A 21,285-nucleotide genomic window follows, 5' to 3' on the forward strand; every position below is an offset into this window, starting at 1 on the left:
ATGAACAATAAAGAAATGAATACAAGTACACAAGAACAAATGTGGACTGTGGAACAGCTTGAACCAAAACTTTTGCTTTCTGCAGATCTTATGCCTGGAGTACATGAGATCTCAGGTACCATAGATCAACCTGGTGAACAGAAAAGATATGAATTTGTCATTAATGAAAAAACAAAATTTTTCTTTGATGGAATTGATAACAATAAGATGCAGTGGAACTTGCACGGTTCCCAAACAGGAAATCAGTTTAGTACAGTCAATTTTACAACCCAAAGCCATCTATTCTTAGATTTACAGCCGGATACATATACTTTAACGGTAGATGCTTTGGATGACATGAAAACCTCTTTCGAATTTCATCTGATTGGCGAAAATAGTGCAGAATCTTTGGTATTGAATCAAAATACTGGAATAGAATTATCACCAGCCTCGAGTGCTAAATTATATCGGTTTGATGTAGAGGCTGGGGATCGTTTATTCTTTGATGCATTGTCAGTACAACAATCCTATGGAACGTGGAGTCTTTTTGACCCCGATGCAAAAATAGTAATTAATAAAAATAATCTAAATAGCGATCAAGGATTTACTGCTGATAAAACAGGGACATATTGGTTAAGTATCGAGGGTTCGGAGTTACAGGATTCACTTCGAGCAAGTTTTAAATTGTTTCACTCTCATCCAGTAGTTCAATCCATTCAAGTTGATCAAGAAATTGATGCAAATTTTACGACTCCGTCACAATTGAGTGTATACGAGTTAAACTTGCAGGATGATCAATGGATTGCACTGGATAAGCTATCATCAGGTCTAAATAACTATACTTTTATTATTAAAGACGAATGGGGCAATACAGTACGCTCATCAAATACCACAGATAATGATATTAATTATGCGCCAGTTTTTCTAAAAACAGGACTGTACCGAATTGAGGTTGGAAGCTTAACCAATACATTAGGCAGTATTCGTTTTCAAATTAAATCAAGCGTCAATCCTGCCGCCACTTTTGGTCAGAATGGGCAGATAGATTTAGAATCTTCATTGCAGACAACTCAAGTGATCAAACTTGATGATAATATTAGTCAGGTCTTTATTGATAATAATACTAGAGTTTATGATGCAGAAGTTGGAGAGCAAAAAGCAGCTGTTTATTCGTATTATTTACTCACAAATGAGGTATTAAAATTTAAGACAGATGAAATAGTTAACTTTACAGTATACGATAAGAATGGCAACGTTCTGAAAAAAGAAAATACTCAAGAGTTTAGCTTTACATCAAAAGTAGATCAAGAATATTTTATTGCTATTACCACAGTAGAAAACCAATTATTTAATATTTTTGATAGTGAGAATTTAAGTAATGAGACTGATAGACTTATCAAACTAAAAATTTATAACTCATATCAAGTAAATCAGAGTTTTAATTTTGTGGGCGATGTTGGAAATAGTTTAAGTACTGCTCAATATTTAAGATTGAGATCCAACCAAGATCAAAATCTTAAAGTTGTTTTTGGAGATAATAACGACTCTAAGGGGGATGTAGATGTTTATAAGATCAGAGTGCAGCAAGGTGATAAACTATATGTTTCTACCCCAAATGGTAGCATTGATGGTTATTTAAGTGTATATGATGCTCAAGGTAATAGAATTGTAGTAACAGATGATAGTCCATTAAACTATACATTTAATAACAGTGGTGATTTTTATCTTGCATTCCATTCATATGGAAGTAGAGATAATTTTAATATTGTTACTGGTGCAAACACTAGTGGTTATTATACTGGAGAGTTAAATTTAACAGTTCGATTAACAAAAGTAGAACAGAGTAGTACTAACTCTAATTTTAATTATACTGTTTTAGATTTTTATGACTTTAATGCCAAGTGGTATCTAACTGATAGTTTTGGAGTAGTAACAGGACAAGGTGTTACAAATTTAGTTAATATTACAAAAGGTTTATCATATTTATGGTTGATGCCCAATGATACTAAATCTAGTAAAGTTGAGTATACAATGATTGATGCTGATCATGAAAGTTTACTAAAAGAGAAAAACTTTACATTAAATGATAATCAGTCTCTGGATGTAAATTTAGATGATTCTATAAATAATCAGAAATTACTTTATAATATCACGGTTGCAAAAAGTGGTTTGTATTTTCTTGATGTAGATAGTACAAGATATGCTACCGATATTAGAATAGTCGGTAAAAATTTAGATAAGTCATTGTCCAGAGATGAACAGGCGAGAACACAAGCAATTTATTTAGAGCAAGGTCAATATCAGATTGTTGTTCATAAAAATATATTGGAAGATATAAAACAAACAATATCAATTCGTTCTACAAAGTTATATGAAGAACTTGAGTTGAATAAAGAAACTCCATTAGAGATTGAAAATCTAGAGTCGCAGATATTTTTACTCAATACTCAAAAAGATAAAAAATACACCATTCATTTTGAGCAACCTTTACAGAGTGGTGTTCTTATTACCGTATGGGATGATCTAGGTAATATATTAGTACAAAGTGCTAGTCCTGCAACGAATCTGGAGATTTTATCTCAATATTCACAAAATATTTATATTGGAATATTAAACCAGACATTAACATCACAATCGTTATCTATCAATCCTACCGAAAGTGCAACCACACCAATACCAGAAAGCGTAGCACAAACTATTCAACTTAATCAGATTAAACTCGTTCCTGCGCAACAAGTGAGTGAAAATCTGGCATTTGCATTTACGATAAATCAATCGGATTCATATGCCTTAGCATTTGCTGGACTACCATTTAATGATGTAAAAATCATTAATCTGGAAAAGGGTACTGTTTTTTTAGGCAATCTTGATTTAAATTATGCTGGATTTGTACAGTGGTTAACACAAGGAAACTACCGTATTGAGTTTTCGGGACTGCAACAAGTTCAAGCATTTACTCTTACCATTAGCAATCAGGCAATAAATTTAACAGAAAATACCGTTCAAACAGTTAATTTTTCTACCCAACCTGCTTTTATTTATCAATTTAATGCGCAACAGAACCAATCCTATTATATTCAGGCACAAAATGCTTCCAGCTGGGCAGGATTAAATTATCGCCTTTATAATACAGCCGGGCGATTAGTACAGAATGGCGTGCTCACGGATAATATTCTTGCCCTGAATTTAAATGAGTATCAAAAAGACTATCGATTGGTTGTTTACTCCACAAATGGCAATGCTGTACTCAACAACATGCAGTTCTCATTGCTCACAAGTACCAGTTTAGCAATACCTGTTAACTTAGATGAAAATTCAACAGTTTATTTTTATCAACAAAATCAAACTAAAATCCTGCAATTTAATATTGAAGAAACAGGTCTGGTTGAACTAATTCCAAGTCAAGCAGGATATAGTTATCAAGTATTTGATGAAAATGGAAATCAAATCATTCAGCAGTTATATTGGTACGGTGATAATAAGGCTTATTTTTTAGAAGCAGGTCAATATACAGTAAAAATAACTAACACACAGGCAATTGCCAATCAGTCTCGTCAGTTAAATCTTAACATAACACAAAGTAAAGCTATAAAATACCTTGCTGTGGATATGCCTGTTACAGTGAGTTATAGCAATAGTGTGCCGAATACAGTGTTAAAATTGGATTTGATAGCAGGGCAGGAATATGATTTGTTGTCTAAGTATAGTTATGATTATTATCCATATGATTATTACGCTTATTCATCTAAATTAAAATACTATTTATTTAATGAAAATGGACAATTGGTCTATAGTTTACAAGGTAATCGAGGAGCTAACTTTAAAGTTGATGTTGAAGGAAGCTATTACTTAGTTACTTCTGGACAGGAGTATTCATCTGCTAGCGGATGGGCAATTAGAGGTTATAGGAATAACATTACATTTAGTTTGGAAAGCAAGGAGACAATTCAAAACTATAATATTGGTGAATTTATTTCTAATACTGTTAACTATGTAGATAATAATCAAAAAATATATAGATTTGATGTTGCTGAGAAAACACACATAAATTTAGCAACTTTAGGCTATGGCTTAGAGTTTATTTTAAAGCCAACTTATTCTACGACTGCGTTATGGACTGTCAGTGCAGGGAGTACGTATTTAAATAAAACATTAACTTTAGATGCAGGTAGTTATGATCTGGTCATCCGTAATCATTTTGACTACACAAATGCTACGCGTCGTTTTGACTTTACAATTACAGATTTAACTCAAGCAGTAGAATTACCTTTAGATGAACTGGTCACGACAACACTAGATCTAAGTGCAAAAACAACGGTGTGGAAGATCACTGGACAAGCAGGACAGGATTGGATAATTGATCCGCGTACAACTGCCAGTACGACTGCACGTAATCTAGTATGGTATTTATATGATAATTTGGGTAATCAGATTGCATCTGCTACGCAATCTAGCACTTCAGATACGGCTGTTAAAGTTAATCTAAAAAAAGATGGGATATACTATTTAAGCCTACAAGGTTCAGATGAGTCACAACGGCAACAGGCACGCTCTACAAGCATCAGAGTTGGTACACCACAGATCATCATGCAAGAAATTGAGCTAAATCAATCAATGTCAGGTGTATTGTCAGAAGCTGGTGAAGTACACCGCTATAAGCTCACATTAGCGCAGCCACAAACAGTCATTTTAGACTCACTATCTGGAAACGTAAATTATGCTTATTTGAAAGATGTGACTGGTAGCCAGCTAAGTATTAATTTAGCTTCGAATCAATATCAAGTGATTTATTTACCTGCTGGTGAACACACTTTTGAGTTCTACTCTAATCGTACAGCCTTAGGAAGCTATCAACTCAGATTATTATCATTACCAGACCATTATACGGTGATTGATGATATTGAGCCATTAACAGCAACGCTTGCCGTAAATCAAAAAATGGCAATATATGCGATAAATGTTGAGATTGGGAAAAAGTATAATATTGATTTTGTTGATTCTAATAATTTATATTATTCTATATTTAATGATTCGGGTAGCATTTTACTTAATACCTATAACTCGAGTAATGGTGCCCCATCGTTTATTGCTAATAGTCAACGTTTATATGTATTGGTAAAACGTACAGATACTTCAACGATAGTAAAACCTATTACAGCTCAAATTTATCCTGTGGAAAGCAGAAAGACCACTTTGATTTTTGATCAGACGGTTTCTGATACACTCTACACCTTTGATAGCACACATTCATATCAGTTTAACTTGGAAAATGATGGTTGGTTGAATCTAACAGATTTGCAGCTTAATCAGTCTGCCATGTATTTAAGACTTTTGGGACCAAATAACACGCTGTTATCACAATATAACAACTTAACGACTTTACAGCAGGCAAAAGTTTATTTGAGAGCCGGCCAGTATCGACTTGAAATCAGCTCAAATAATGATAATCATAGTGCTTATAAGTTTAATGCACAGTATATTGTTGATGATGTTATTAGCCATCAAAAAAGAACTACTTCAAACGCACAAGAATTATTTATTGATGGCATTAAAACATTAACTATTAATCAGACAGCACAACAAGAAAGTTATTATCGCGTGATGCTGAACCAAGATGATCAGTTGTTTGTACGGTTGGTCAATAGCCAGATTACGTTGCTTAATAAAAATGGTGAGCAATTACAAGCTTTTGACAACGAGGGTAATTTCTCAATTATATCTACAGATGTTTATTATTTGAAAGTCAGCAGTCAGCAAGCATTAGAACAGCAAGAGTTTTATTTAGAACGTCAAAATAGTAAATTAACAGTGACAACCGATGCGGGAGAAACCCTAGCAACTGCACAAGAGATTTTTGTACCACAAGGTACTTTATATACGCTGGAGACCTATATAGGCGATGGGGCAAATACTAATAAAGATGTAGACATGTATCAGCTGATGCTTGTTGCAGGTGATACATTGGTGATCAATGCCTATACCAGTACAAATTATAATACCCGTATTTTTAATGCCAGCGGTCAGCAGGTCTATAGTACACGCTATGGTAACACTAGTAATAGTTATACATATGTTGTACCAAGCACAGGCGTTTATTATATTGGTTTAAGCGCATATAATAATAATTATAATGCGATCAATAATACAAATCTCACTGCGGGTTCAGTTGGACAGAATAGTATTCAAATTGCGCGTCGTGCTGGTGCGTTAAGCCCTGTTGTTAACTATACTTTACCTCAAGTATTTCCTGAAGCAATTGTTTCTGAAAGTATTTTTGGGGGGGCTATTAATAATAGCGTAAACGATCAAAATTTATTTTACTTTGAAGTCAAAGAGCCTGGCTTATATTATTTAGATCGTATGGCAGTAAGTTATGAGTATTATCATTATGGTAGCACAAAGGTAATTAATATTGCTAATAACCAGCAGGTTTTATCGAGTTCGAATCATTTAGCTTACTTGGATCTGGGTACTTATGTGGTAAGAGGAAGTCTATCTAGCTACTCAATCGGTACTGCTGAATTCAAATGGGTCAATATTTCAGAACAAAAGCAAAACATTGAGTTAGGTCAATCGATTACCACAACCAACACACAAACACGTCAAGCAAATAATATTTATCAGTTTAGTGTTGAGCAAGCAGGATATATTCAATTTAATAGCCTAGCATCCTCTGGTACGGTATTACGTTATAAAGTATATAATCAATATGGACAATTAGTATCCTCAACGAATCAAGCAGGCAATATTGATTCAACTCCAATTTATGTTGATCAGGCTGGTGAATACTATCTGATATTTGATAACAACAACTATAGTGAAAGTCATGAAACATCTATTTACTCAGGTCAAATCACGTTTCAAATTGATTGGCTAGGTGATCAAAGAATCAATAATATTCAGTCTATTTTTTTGAATGAAATCAATAGTGGGATTCTAACTGCTGAGAATCAAAGTCATTATTATGAGTTGAATCTTGAGAAAGTGTCTACGCTATATTTAGATCATTTAAATTATACTAACAATAGTGGTGTGACTCTACAAGTTGTTAATCAGGCTGGTAGCACAATAGGAAACTATGCACTAAATTCGTATTATGCACCAATTACATTAGCAGCAGGCCGTTATCAACTTAGAATTTATACACAAGAGTTTACGACCAAAAATTATGGATTTAAATTGCTTGATCTCACTCAAGTTCAGCAAATTGAAAGTGGAAAAGTTGTAGAAGATCGTTTAAAACCGCTAGGTGAAAAACAAGTCTATCAAATAGAGGTTAAGGTTGGTGATCGAATTTTTATTGATTTTGAAGATTTAATCATTAGAACAACTGGTTATTATAATAATGTTTGGAAATACAACTATTCTACAAACTTAATCGTTATCGATCCTTATGGGCGTTCACAATCAATCTCACGTAGTGAAGCACATAATTTAGGTTCAGAGTTTGTTGCGTCTGTATCTGGTCAATATACCATTTTATTAGATGAAACTGATGCTCGGGATATAGAACTGCCTTACCGTATGACAGTGTATGTTCATGCGCCATCTGAGCCTTTAGTGATTGATATTTATAATAATCAAAGAAAAGTAGATTTAAGTATCAGCGATCTTGTTGTAAAGGTCTCTCAATCACAAGTAATCCAATCAGGTAGTTTGTTAGAGGTTCAGTGGCTAGTAAAAAATTTAGGTGAACAAGTAACTTTTGGTGATTTTACTGATCGTGTATTAATTAAGCGTAAAGATACTGGGGAAATTTTGGCACAAAGTTTAGTGCCATATTCTGAATATGAATCAGGAGGCTTATTACCTCAACAAATAGCCCAACGTAATGCTTATATTCAGTTACCTGAAGGCATATTAGGTACGGGTGAGTTTGAAGTTGTGATCGATAGTGACTATTACAATGCACAGAAGGAAACTGTACAAGCAAAACTAGATAATCATTTAAGCACGACTTTTAACAGTGTACTCAAAGATTACGCAAATTTGGTCGTAGAGAATGTTGCCCTATCTCCGCATGAAAATTGGCAAGCAGGTGATACTGTTTTATTAAATTGGCAAACAAAAAATATAGGTAGTGCCGCAGCGCAAGGTTCATGGGTGGAGCGTGTTGAGGTCATCAATTTAACCACTGGTGCGGTCATTGCACGGCAGGATATTCAACAAAACAATCAGGATATAGCTTCTGACCACGGCGTATCGCGTCAAATCGCTTTTAATTGGCCATCAGCAAATCATGCGACTGGACGTTTTGTGGTGATAGTGAAAGTAGATGCACTCAATGAGGTTGCCGAGCATGATGCAACTGGCTCTTTGGAGTTTGATAATGAAACTCGCTTAGAGGTTGTGGCAGGTCCGGATTTAATTGTTAAACATTTAGAAATAGCACAACAGCATTTGCAAGCTGGTGATCAAGTGACATTACGCTGGCAGGATTATAATCAGGGCAGTGTTGCAACCCCTAAAAACTATCAAGACCGTATTATTGTTCGAGAAAAGAATGCCGATGGTTCATCAGGTAAAATTGTACTTAATTTTGCTGTCGCGTTTACCGGGCAAGATGCTGAACCGTTATTGGCAGGAGAGGTTCGAGATCGTCACTTTAGCTTTAATTTGCCAGAAGGTCTGGCAGGCGTAGGACAGTTTATTGTAGAGGTCATTGCTGATAGTAATATTGTGGGTCAGGGCGTGATTTATGAGGTCAACGATGCAGGCGATGCGGAAAATAATAATGGCTTGACTACAGCATTTTCTGCTGTTGCTCAAACTTATGCTGATCTTGTGGTGTCGAATATTATTGTACCATTAGAAGTTGGTTCGGGTGCTTTTGCGCAAGTACAGTGGAGTGTCAGCAATCAAGGGGAGAAAGCCGCACAAGGACAATGGGTGGATCGTGTTATTTTAAGTCGTGATGCAACGATTGGTAATGCAGATGATATTGTACTTGCTAATTTTAATCGAACCAAAGAATTAGCTGTTGGAGAAAGTTACCAACAGAATGTATCTGTCAAAGTCCCTGCTCGTTTGGAGGGTACGTATTATATTGTGGTAATTAGCGATATTAATCAAAGCATCAAAGAGCCTGATACACGTTTAAATAATCGTTTGATCTCAAATGGTTTTAATGTATTTAAGACATTTACTGATCTCACTCCTGAAATTTTAAGCTCACCGAATCTTATAAGTGTTAATGAACAGGGCCGTATTACTTGGAAAGTCTCTAATTTAGGTAATCTCGCTACAGATATTAATCGTTGGGTAGATACAGTTTATATTTCAAGTAAATCATCTTTTGATGCAACAGCTGTTGCATTGGGTTCTGTGACTCATGTGGGGTATTTGGGTTTAAATGAGACTTATGAAGCTTATTTGGATTTTAAGTTAAATCGTAATGAGGGTGAATATTATCTATTTGTAAAAACAGATAGTTATGGAGCTGCCTATGAACCAGATTATACGGCAAATAATGTAACATCAATTCCAATCACTGTAGAGTCTGAAAAACTGCCTGATCTGCAAGTGTCTGAGATTCATACTGCCGAGTACTGGCAAGCAGGACATCAAGTTGTAGTTGAATATACTTTACAAAATAAGGGAACAGCAGATTTTGCGGGATTTGTTTACGACCGTATACGTTTAGTCAATATCGCGAATCCAAATCAAACATATATTTTAACTACACCATCATTTAATCGTCATATTGCTAAAGATGAGAGTTTCACTCAACAAATCACAATTACAGTACCGAATATCAGCTTAGGACAGTGGCGTTTAGAGGTCATTTCGGATGTATATAATTATATTCGTGAATTGGATCAGGTAAATCACCAGCTGACACAGAATATTGAAGTCATCAGTCCAGATGTGATAGTAGATCAAGTCACAACATCAGGAGTTTTACAAGGTGGTCAAACGATAGAGATTGCCTGGCAGACCCAGAATCAGGGAACAGCAAAAGCCAAAAACGTTAAAGATATCGTGTATTTGTCGTTAAATGATACTGTTGATAGTAAAGATATTAAAATTGGTGAGGTTGTTCATACTGAAATTTTGGCAGGTAGCGCGGCAACAGGACAATTAAGTTATAAAATTCCACAGGATTTATCAGGTCAATGGCGTCTAATCATTGTGACAGATGCTTCTAATAACAATGCAGAATATAATGCTGAGCATAATAATCAATATATTGAACAAGTTAATATTGCTAAAGCAGAATATGCTGACTTAATTGTCACAAATATTAGTGTTCCTACACAGATAATTGCCGATCCTGCTACTTTAAAAGTCGAGTGGACCGTTTCTAACATTGGAACAGGTGCTGGACTAAGTACGACTTGGACAGATACGGTTATTTATTCGAGTGATGATGTGATTGGAAATTCGGATGATATTATTTTAGGTCGAGTTGTACATCATGGTGCTTTAGCAATAGATGAAAGTTACACTTCATCTATTCAATATCGTTTTGGTCCTAATTTTACTAAACATGGCTATATATTTGTTCAAACGGACAGTTTACAGCAAGTTTGGGAAAATAACTTAGAGTCAAATAATACAGTTAAATCTGAGCATGCTGTTGATGTTATACCGAAAGCTTATGCTGATTTACAGGTAGATACATTATCAATTGATCATACACAACAATTTATAAGCGGGGCAACAACCACGGTTCAGTGGTCTGTAGGCAATTATGGTATAGGGATTACAGATAAGGATGCATGGGTTGATCGTATTTGGTTAAGTAGTCAGGTCGATGGAAAAGGGCAGACGTGGGCATTGGGTTCAATCCAACATTTAGGATATTTGGCAGTTAACCAAAACTATGAACATGCACTGACGGTAACATTACCAGATGGATTATCTGGAACATATTATCTAAACGTTGGTACGGATGTAGGAAATAGTGTATTTGAGTTTGTTTATGGAAATAATAATCAGAAGTTAGGCCTTTCTATTCCAATTAATTTAGCCGATTATCCAGACCTTATTGTTGAGGATATTGTACTTCCTGAGATTGCAATGGAGGGAGATGAAATTGAATTTAGTTGGACAGTACGTAATCAAGGTGGCAATAATGCAACAGGACATTGGGTCGATAATGTCCGTTTAATCTCATTAGATCCAGCTAAATCCCCAATTTCTTTAGGTAGCTTTAGTTATACACAAGGTTTAGAGGTGGGTAAAACGTATACTCGAACAGAAAAATTACGTTTACCTGCTCGTTTAGAAGGGGGTTGGCGTTTAGAGGTTACCACTAATGCAAATTTAGGTAAGCACGGTGTTTCTTCTCAAATTTATGAATATGCCTTTGCTCGTCAAAATAATATACTTGTTTCTGATGATATATTGCGTGTGGATTTAAACCCTCGTCCAGACCTGCGTGTCACCCAAATTGAAGCACCTGCTACTGTAATTGCAGGCGGAAAAGCAAGTATAAAATTTACTGTTCATAATATGGGACCATTGGTGACCAGTAATCAATGGAAAGATTCTGTTTATTTATCTCTTGATGGTAAATTAAGTGCGGATGATATTTTGGTTGGCCGTTATGATAGTGGGTCAGCATTAGCACCAACACAAAGTTATACGACAATTACAGATGAATTTACCATCCCAGTACGTTATCGTGGTGATGTTTATGTTATTGTGGTTTCCGATTCTGGAAGTCAGGTGGATGAGTATCCAAATGAGAATAATAATGTTCGTGTAGAAAAAGTTTATGTTGAACCTGTTCCTTTTGCTGATTTGATTACCAGTGATGTGGTTGCACCAGATCAGGCAAGTCATGGAAGTAAAATTACTGTCGATTATAAGGTGAGCAATAAAGGTTCTGCAAAAACCCAAGGTGATCATAGTAGTATCAATAGTTGGGTTGATAGTATTTGGTTAACTGTTGATAAACGCCAGCCAAATCCAGCAAAAGGTGATATTAAGCTAGGAGAATTAAGACATACAGGGCATCTTGAAGTTGGAGAGGATTATTTAGGGCATTTCACTGTTACGATTCCAGAAGGTGTATATTCAGGGCAGTATTATATTACGGTTTGGAGTGATACCTATGATGCAATTCTAGAAGATACTTTAGCAACGAATATCAATTTGGATGATGCCACTCAGGTTGATAATAATAATTATAAAGCAAGAGCAATTGATATTTTAGGTTTCTCACCACCAGATTTTACAGTGGTTGATATACAGGCACCGATACAAGCTGTTGCAGGGGGAAGCTATCAATTTAGTTATACTGTTAAAAACAGAGCTGATGAATTTGAAGGCTCATGGACAGATGAGGTATGGCTGGCTGATCATACTGATTTGTCTAAAGCAACAATAAAATGGAAATTGGGAGAATTTAACCAGACTCGGAAATTAGGTTACAACGAGACTTATACTGTTGAGCAAATGGTTCCAGTATTAGCACCTTCTGTTACAGGGTTACAGTTGATTGTACAGACTAATACCAAGCAATTAAAAGATAAAAATAACAAAGTTAAAGTGGAGAAGATTAAAGAAAATAATACTTTATCCGTTGAATCTCTAATTACTGCACTTGCATCAAATTTGGTCGTGACAGAGATTACTGTGGATCCACAGGTATTCTCAGGTGAAAAAGTTGAAGTATCTTGGACTGTAGAAAATCAGGGAGCTGATGTTTGGTCAGGAACACAATTTTGGACAGACTATATTGTTATTAGTGCATATCCAGAATATAGACCTGAATATTCAACATTGATTGGGAGTGTCGTTCATTCCAATGCACAAGGATTAATATCTGGTGCAAGTTACACAACAACAGGACAATTTAGTGTTCCTGCTGGCTATGACGGACAATATTATATTTATATCTTTAGTGATGCAAATTTAGATCGCAACGGAAAACCATATTTTCCTCTAGATGCAACAAATGGTTCATATAATGTAGGGGTATTAGAGTTTTATCAAAAAGGTGTTTTTGAAAAAAATCAAACACAAGATAATATGGCTTCAACATCGTTAAATATTATTTACCGTGAGCCAGATTTAATTATAAAGGATATTCAAATTTCAAATCCTAATCCAGATGCAGGTGAGACGATTACTGTTACTTGGACGGTTAAAAATGAGGGAACTCGTGATACTCGAGTGAAGAACTGGATTGATGGAGTCTACTTATCTATTGATAATACAATTGATGCCTCTGATTACCCTGTTGTAGATCGTGGTGGATTCGTAGAAGTCTCAAGTAAAGTAAAAGAAGTATCCTTGAATGATGTACTAAAAGTAGGCGAATCCTATACACAGTCTGCAACATTCACGGTACCTATTGGAATTGGTGGAGACTTTAATCTTATTATTAAGGCTGATACAAATTATGTGAGTGCAGGCAAAACACCAATAGAAAGTGTGTCTAGTATTAGAAAAAATTTAGAGACAGTCAAAAAGATACAAGGTTATCACCAAGCCGCTGTTCTAGAGTTTAAAGATGAGGGTAATAATGAAAAATCAATTGGTCTAACTATTAACTATGTGAGCCCACCTGATTTACAAGTGATCAGTGTAACGAGTCCAACGAATGTAATTTCAGGACAGAAAATAGATATTAGCTATACAGTAAAAAACCTTGGAGGTAAAACACCATCAGATCAAGGTTTATGGACGGATTTAATTTATTTATCTACTGATCGGGTCTTAGATTTAAATAAAGATAAACTATTAGGCTATGTCAATCATCATGGAGGTTTGGCAGAAAATGCAGAGTATTCTGCTTCTATTCAGGCACAAATTCCAACAGAAATGAAAGGGACGTATTATGTCTTTGTGGTGACTGATCCTGCTTATTATCGTGATGGTGCAACAGGTAAGGTCTTAGAGTTTGGTAATGATCTCAATAATATGCTTGCTGCTGAACAACCCCTACTGATTATTCAACCTGATCCAGTAGATTTACAGGTCACAGATATTACAATTCCAAACCAAGTAAAAACAGGTGAAAAAGTTCGTATTGAATATACTGTTAAAAACGTTGTTGATTATCAAGCATATGGTCAATGGTCAGATGCAGTGTATTTATCTAAAAATAATATATGGGATAATCAGGATATTTTGTTGGGGCGTTTTAATCATCAAGGTGGATTAAATGCTCAACAGCAATATACAGGCTTTATTGAGACCTTATTGCCTACAGTTCAAGATGGTGAATGGTATGTTATTGTTCGACCTGATATCTATAATGAAGTATATGAAGGGGATATTATTTACACTGAAACTGGTTTAAATATTGCGCCGGCTGAGTCAAATAATGAATCCTCATCTGCTTCTACACTTACAGTGACTGTTCCACAGCTATTGCTAAATACGAGTACAGATCTAAAATTAAGTACAGGTGACCAATATCTATATAAAGCTGAAGTAAGTGAAGGTGAAACATTAAGAGTGCGTTTAGATTCAAGTGCAATTAATGGCTCAAATGAAATCTATATTCGTTATGAAGCTGTTCCAAGTAGTGGGCAGTATGATTATGCCTATACTTTGGCTGGCTCACCTGATCAAGAACTTCTTGTCCCAATAACACAAGCTGGACGTTATTATATTCTAGTTAAGTCTAGTCATTCTGCGAAAAATACAGCCGCAACCCTTATTGCAGAAACTTTACCATTATCTATTACTAAGGTGACACCAGATCAGGGTGGAACAGGTACAGATGATTACCGTTGGGTGACTATGGATATCTATGGTGCTCAATTTGCAGCAGGAGCTTTAGTTAAACTGAGTCGTCCTGGTGTGTTTGAGATTGAACCAGAACGTTGGCAAGTACTTGATGCAACGCATATTCGTGCAGTGTTTGATTTACGCCAAGTGCCACACGGTTTGTATGATATTGTTGTGACGAATCCAAATGGTGATCGGGTTGTTGAACCTTATCGCTATTTGGTGGAACGAGCAATTGAACCTGATGTCACCATTGGTCTGGGAGGTGCAAGCCAAATTGAACCAGGTAAGTCTGGTATTTATAGTGTTTCCCTCCAAAGTTTAACTAATGTTGATACCCCATACGTGCGTCTGGATATTGGTGCTGTAGAGATGGGGTATAATGATTATTTAATTGAAGGACTTAATTTACCGTTCATTATTTTTGGTTCAAATGTGGGTGGGCAACCATCAGGTATTATTTTAGGGGATCAAGCAAATACACAGCACTATGGTGCAACCCCAACAGATTCTAATAAGTTAAAAAATATTCCTTGGGCGAGTCTAGATGGAACATTAAATACTTCAGGGATTAACCTTGCCCCAGGTTATGCCTTTGACATGAATGCATCTGGGTTTACTGGATTCACCTTTAATATTCAAACTTATCCAGGTTTAACAGAATGGATAAATATGGATTTTGAAGGGTTGCGTGAAAAACTCTATATGATTCATCCAGAATGGAAAGTACAAGGATTATTAGATAATGGTATTCAGGATTTAAATAAAATTTCGGCTGGATTGGCAACACGTTTCCTTGATCCTGAAGAGCGTTTAACTAAGGTAGAACTCTTAGCATTGGATTTTCGTTTTAATATTGCCGCTGCTGCAACACCAATTACTCGTGTTGAGTTTATACAAGATCAAATGACTCATGCTCTAAAAATGCGTGATGTAATTTTGGCAGATGTGATGGCAAGTGTAAGCTTAAAAGCATTGGCTGCGGATGCAGATCAGTGGGTACAAGGGTGGTTGGCTGCCTTAGAAGATGCTGGATTATTACGCCCAGAAAATCAGGCACCAGCGATTCGAGATAATGTGCAGGTATTGAGTTTAACAGCAAATCTAGCTACAGGGATTTTGTTATCTAAAGCTGGTGAAAATTATCAAACTCAGGCAAGTCTGTTGGCATTTTTTGAACAAATGCAAAAATGGTATGGAGATACTTCAAAATGGGCAGGTGATCCAGAAGCTTTAAAAGCGCAAATTGCGTACTACGAAGCTCGTACAAGTGAAGATGGTGCTTTTGCATTAAGTCCTGTTCCAAAGAATATCACATCAGAAGATTTGATTTTAAATCATGACAATAACAAACATTTTATTAACTTTAATATTTTTGCTGGTGGTAAATCTCAATTAGAGTATTTGCGCTACTTAGGTCTATTGGATGAAGAGTTTAATCCGATTGGGGCACAAGCACTTGCATTGACGCAATACCTACAGCAAATGGCTGCGATTAATCAAGATATTGTCCATGTGCAAGGTCCATCTGTCATGCCACATGTGGATGGAAAAACTTACGTGCCAAGTGATACTGCATTACCATTTAAAATCAGTTTCCAGAACACAACAGAGTCTGTATTAAATCAAATTCGTCTAGTAACAGAAATTGATGAACAGCTTGATCCATATACCTTACGTTTAACAGATATCAAAATTGGTGATATCAATATCCATATACCAGAAAACCGTAGTAGCTTTAGTAGTGATTTTGATTTTACAGGCAGTCTAGGCTTTATCTTACGAATCAGTGCGGGTATTGATGCAGAAAATCGAGTACTCACTTGGCTCATCCAAGCCATTGATCCAAATACAGGTGAGGTCTCAACACAGAATCTGCACCATTTATTAAAGTTGGATGGCAATAATAAAGGCTTTGTTGGTTATACCATTCAGTCACTTGCAACCGCAAAATCCAATGAAGAAATCGTGACACAGGCTCGTATTTATTTAAATCAAACACCACCTGTCGATAGCCAATTATTGACTTATATTTTAGACAATCAACGTCCAACGACGATATTACAAGTTACTTCTCAACAAAGTACGACAGCAGATCAAGTACATTATCAGGTGCAATGGATTGCACAAGATGATGTGAGTGGTATTAAGCATGTCACTTTATATGTGGCAGAAAATGGCGGTGATTTTAGAATTTGGCATAAACAACTGACTCAAGCTCAAGGTGAATTACTTTTTGTTGGGGAGGTGGGTGTACAGTATGAGTTTCTTGCTGTTGCGACAGATATTGCAGGAAATCAGGAGATTGCTCATGTGCGCAATGCTGTGATTCCCGATGATGGTTCAAGACAACAATTATTGACTGAAATCGGTAGCCCTGAGTCCGTGCAGCAAACTGCACAGATTCCTCAAGCAGTTCAGGATCGTCATTATCAAGATAATGTACTATTTACTGAGACACAAAAAGGTTTGGCAGGGCAAATTGATAAAAATCAAAATACTGATTTAAATTCTATTTTATCGCCTTTTACTCTAAATATTTTTGCCAGTGGTTTTAATGCCAGTCAAGGCGGAGTGGGTGCATTGGCTATGGTTGAATTGCCTGACCATCGTATTTTGGTCAGTGCTGGACAGTATCGTAATCAATTGTTTATCTATGGAGAAGATGGTGGCACTCAACAAAAACCATTGTATACCTTTGATCAACCGATTATGGATATGGCAGTCGATTCAAAAGGCCAGTTATGGGTACTCACTGGACAGGAATTGTGGTTACTGGATTATTCAACAGGTCAGATTATTGAGCGAATCAAAGGACCTGCCAATGAACCATTGACCCATGCTTTGACGGTTGAACCTGAAACAGATCGCATCTATGTTTCATCTGGTAATGGCATTGAGATTTTTGATTTTAATGCACCAGAAGGTCAGCAATGGGCGCATTTCTCTAATGCTTTGGTGTCTGATTTAAGTTTTGCACCAGATGGTCGTTTATGGGCAGTCCGCTGGACCAGTGCCAATATTCTCTCTCATGTTGGCAAAACCGATATCATCAGTTTCCCATTGACAGGAAAAACCAAGGGTCGAGCAGAAGTTGAATATACCTTAAATGGTCTTATTGATAGTTTGGTCTTTGGACAAAAAGGTACTGCGTTTGAAGGTTTATTATTTGCTTCTGCCAATAATAGCCAACAGCTCAGCAATAACAGCAAACCATTACCAAAGCAGGATAATGCGGCTGTCTGGATGATTAGCTTGGCAAAACGTCAGGCAATTCAATTGGCCCAAGGGGGTTCTCGTGGTGAATCGATTCTGATTACACATGACCAGCGTATCTTGGTTGCACAAACTAATACGATTGATGAAATTGCTTTGCTGAAAGCTCCAACGGTCGTTGCCAGTTCAATTCAGGATGGTGCTTATATTCCACTACCATTAAGCTATGCAACCATCAGCTTTGATCAGGCAATGTGGTTAGGAAATAATGGTAATGATAGTACTGATGTTGCCAGCGTTTTAAATCCAGCAAACTATCGTTTCGTCGGTGTAGGCAAGAATGTTAATCAAGTCCTGACTCCAGAATCAGTGCAATGGAATAAGGCCACCAATAGTATCGTTGTGACTTTACCAAATATTGCTGCTGGACAATGGCGACTTGAGGTGTCCTCTAATCTACAGAGTGCGAAACAAACTAGACTTGAGGGTGTGTATACCGCGGCATTTACTACAGTGACTGACTACAGTGCCTTTGTTCACATTGAGTTTGATAAAACCCGTGCAGATCGTTTAAATGGCACGGTCAGTTATGATGTAAAACTCACCAATATTGGTCAGGACAATATTCAGGGACCATTGTTATTGTTACTTGATCCAGGTCATTATTTTAATGGTGGGATTGTTGCAGCAATACAGGGTCAAGGATTACAAAATGAATTGTGGTTACTGGACATTGGCAGTTATTTACAGGCACATAGTGGCAGTCTAAAAGCTGGAGAAAGCCTCACAGGTATTACTGTATCTGTGGTCAAAGCGGAAGATATCACCCTATCGAATGATGCTGCTCGTTTATTAAAATTCGATCTTGCACATCAGGTCTATGCCCTTCCTTATGACAATCAGCCACCAGTGATGAGTTATGATGAAACTAAACTCAAGGCTAATGTCAATGAAAGCTGGAATCTGGATTTAACAGCCACTGATCAGGACGGTAATCAGTTCTATTGGAGTGTTGTGGAAGCACCACAAGGTGTACAGTTGAGTTTTGATCAGATCGGTCAAATTACAGATCAAGGCTATCAAGCACATGCACAATTGCATTGGACTCCAACGACTCAAGATCGTGTAGATAGTGAAATTCTGCTTAAAGTAGTGGATAGTCGTGGTGGCGTTGCCCTTAAACGAATCAAAATTCAGGTGGATGGCGCAAATCATGTGCCAGTGATTGCTTCGATACGAGATATCGTCTTAACGGAAGGACAAAGTCTCAGTCAGCAACTCTTGGCAGCAGATGAGGATGGTGATCGTCTCAGTATGGTTGTGCGTAATTTACCTGCTGGTGCTGAGTTTGATGTCGCTACAGGCATGTTAACTTGGACACCAGCTTATGATCAGGCAGGTCAATATGAAAATATTGAGTTGATCGTATCTGATGGGAAACATGAAAGCCGTTATCAATTCAATATTACGGTAAAACAAGGCTACGAAAAACCTGTGTTATTGCCTGTGGCAGCACAGCAATTACGAGAGGGTGAGCGTTTTAGTTTACAACTGGCAGGAAACCTACCACATGGATTGATGCAGTATTCTGGTCAGGATATCAAACTGAATTATAGTGCTGAATGGTTACCAAGTGGTGCGATCCTAAATAAAGATACGGGCTGGCTAGAATGGACACCAGGTTATGCACAGGCGGGTAGTTATGATATTCCAATCCGTTTAGTGGCAACCTATACTCCAAGTAATGGTGGTATTCCTGTTCGTACAGTTGCAACGCAAACATTGACATTGGTAGTAAATAATGCCAATGCTGCACCACAATTTGAATCTAGTCCAACATGGACTGTGTTGGAGGGTGCAAGTGTTCGCTTAAGTGTATTTGCGTTTGACCCTGACAATCCAGGATTTGAACCTGCCTTTAAATCACACCCACAAGGACAGGCAGTGCAGATGTCGGATGTGCCTGCTTCTGTCAGTTATGTGGTTACAGGTTTACCAGAAGGAGCAACCTTTGACCCTGACACACTGGAAATCTATTGGAATCCAAATTATCAACAAGCAGGTATCTACAAGATTAGAGTGGTAGCGACTGATGACGGTAATGGTACTGGTCAGCCACTTTCTACAGAGCGAATCTTTAGCATTAACGTACTCAATGCCAATCGTATGCCAGAAATTGGTAACCTTGAAAGTGTGATTGTGGATAAAGGTGCTGTGATTGAAATTCCAGTGACCGCAACAGATAAAGATGGCAATCCAATTGAGTTACAAATCGAGGGTCTACCAAGCTTTGCAACGTATACTCAAACCCAGTCTGGCAGCAATGTTAAAGGTGTGATCCGTTTTGCACCGCAAGCAGGACATCGTGGCGACTATACTATTACCGTGACAGCACGGGATAATGGCGATGGTGACATCAATCAGGTGCAGGTAGAGCGCAAGAGCTTTGTTGTCACTGTAAGAAGCTATAGTGAAGCACCAAGCCTCAGTGTGCCTACCCGAAACGTTGCCGTGGTTGGACAGCAAATCCGTGTACCAATTACTGTATCGGATCTGGATCAGGATACCCTGAATTATATCGTACAGGGATTACCTGCGGGCGCCCAGCTTGTACAAAGCACTAAATATGGTTATGCCGAAATCGTTTGGACACCAACAGCAAACCAGTTGGGACAATATGATTTAAGTGTTCAGGTATCAGATCAGGGCTTGCCACCAAAAGACCTGGGCTATGCTGTACCAGAAAACTATGTGGCTGTGCCGAATGTGGTGGCGCAGGATATTCGTATTGTGGTGCGTGCAAGTAACCTTGCACCAGAGTTGCTGGATGTTCAGGTACAACAAGGGGGAAGTGTTGTACAACAAGCGGACCAAATTATCCTGCAAGCACAGGAAGGGCAACAACTCACATGGAGTATGACCGTTAAGGATACTGATCTGGATCAACTGTACTGGTCATTTAGTGCCTTACCAAAAGGTGTCAATATCACTACTCAAGCGTTGGGCAATGGACAAAGCCAACTAGTATTTAACTGGTTACCATCGATGTTTGCTGCACAAGGTAATTTGGGTAACAGTCAGTTAGGCCACTATAACTTTGCGGTCACTGTAACTGATGGTAGTGCCAAGCTGAATCGTAATATTCAAATACAGGTTGCGAATGTTAATCAACAACCTGTATTTACCAGTGTGCCATTACAATTGGTGTATGAGGGTGAAACTCTTGCATTTAACCTATTGGCACAAGATGGGGATAATGATGCCTTGCGTTATCAACTCGTCCATGATGCCAATACCCCAACAGGTATTTATGTTGATGCCATCACAGGCTATGTAGAATGGACACCAGACAATAATATGGTGGATAACCACCTGAATGATCAAAAAGCGTTTGACTTG

Annotated in this window: 1 protein-coding gene (running past one end of the window); it reads left to right on the forward strand. The window is 37.2% G+C overall.

Going from position 1 to position 21,285, the window contains the following annotated elements; translation table 11 throughout:
* A protein-coding gene (locus tag DS737_RS16210) for a tandem-95 repeat protein (RefSeq protein ID WP_113996841.1) crosses the window boundary here: on the forward strand, nt 1-21,285 show its 5' portion. 13,377 nt of this gene lie beyond the right edge of the window; only the first 21,285 of its 34,662 coding nucleotides appear in the window; it begins with the start codon at nt 1-3; its stop codon lies beyond the right edge, outside the window.

This window comes from Acinetobacter haemolyticus (assembly GCF_003323815.1).
GTDB lineage: Bacteria > Pseudomonadota > Gammaproteobacteria > Pseudomonadales > Moraxellaceae > Acinetobacter > Acinetobacter haemolyticus.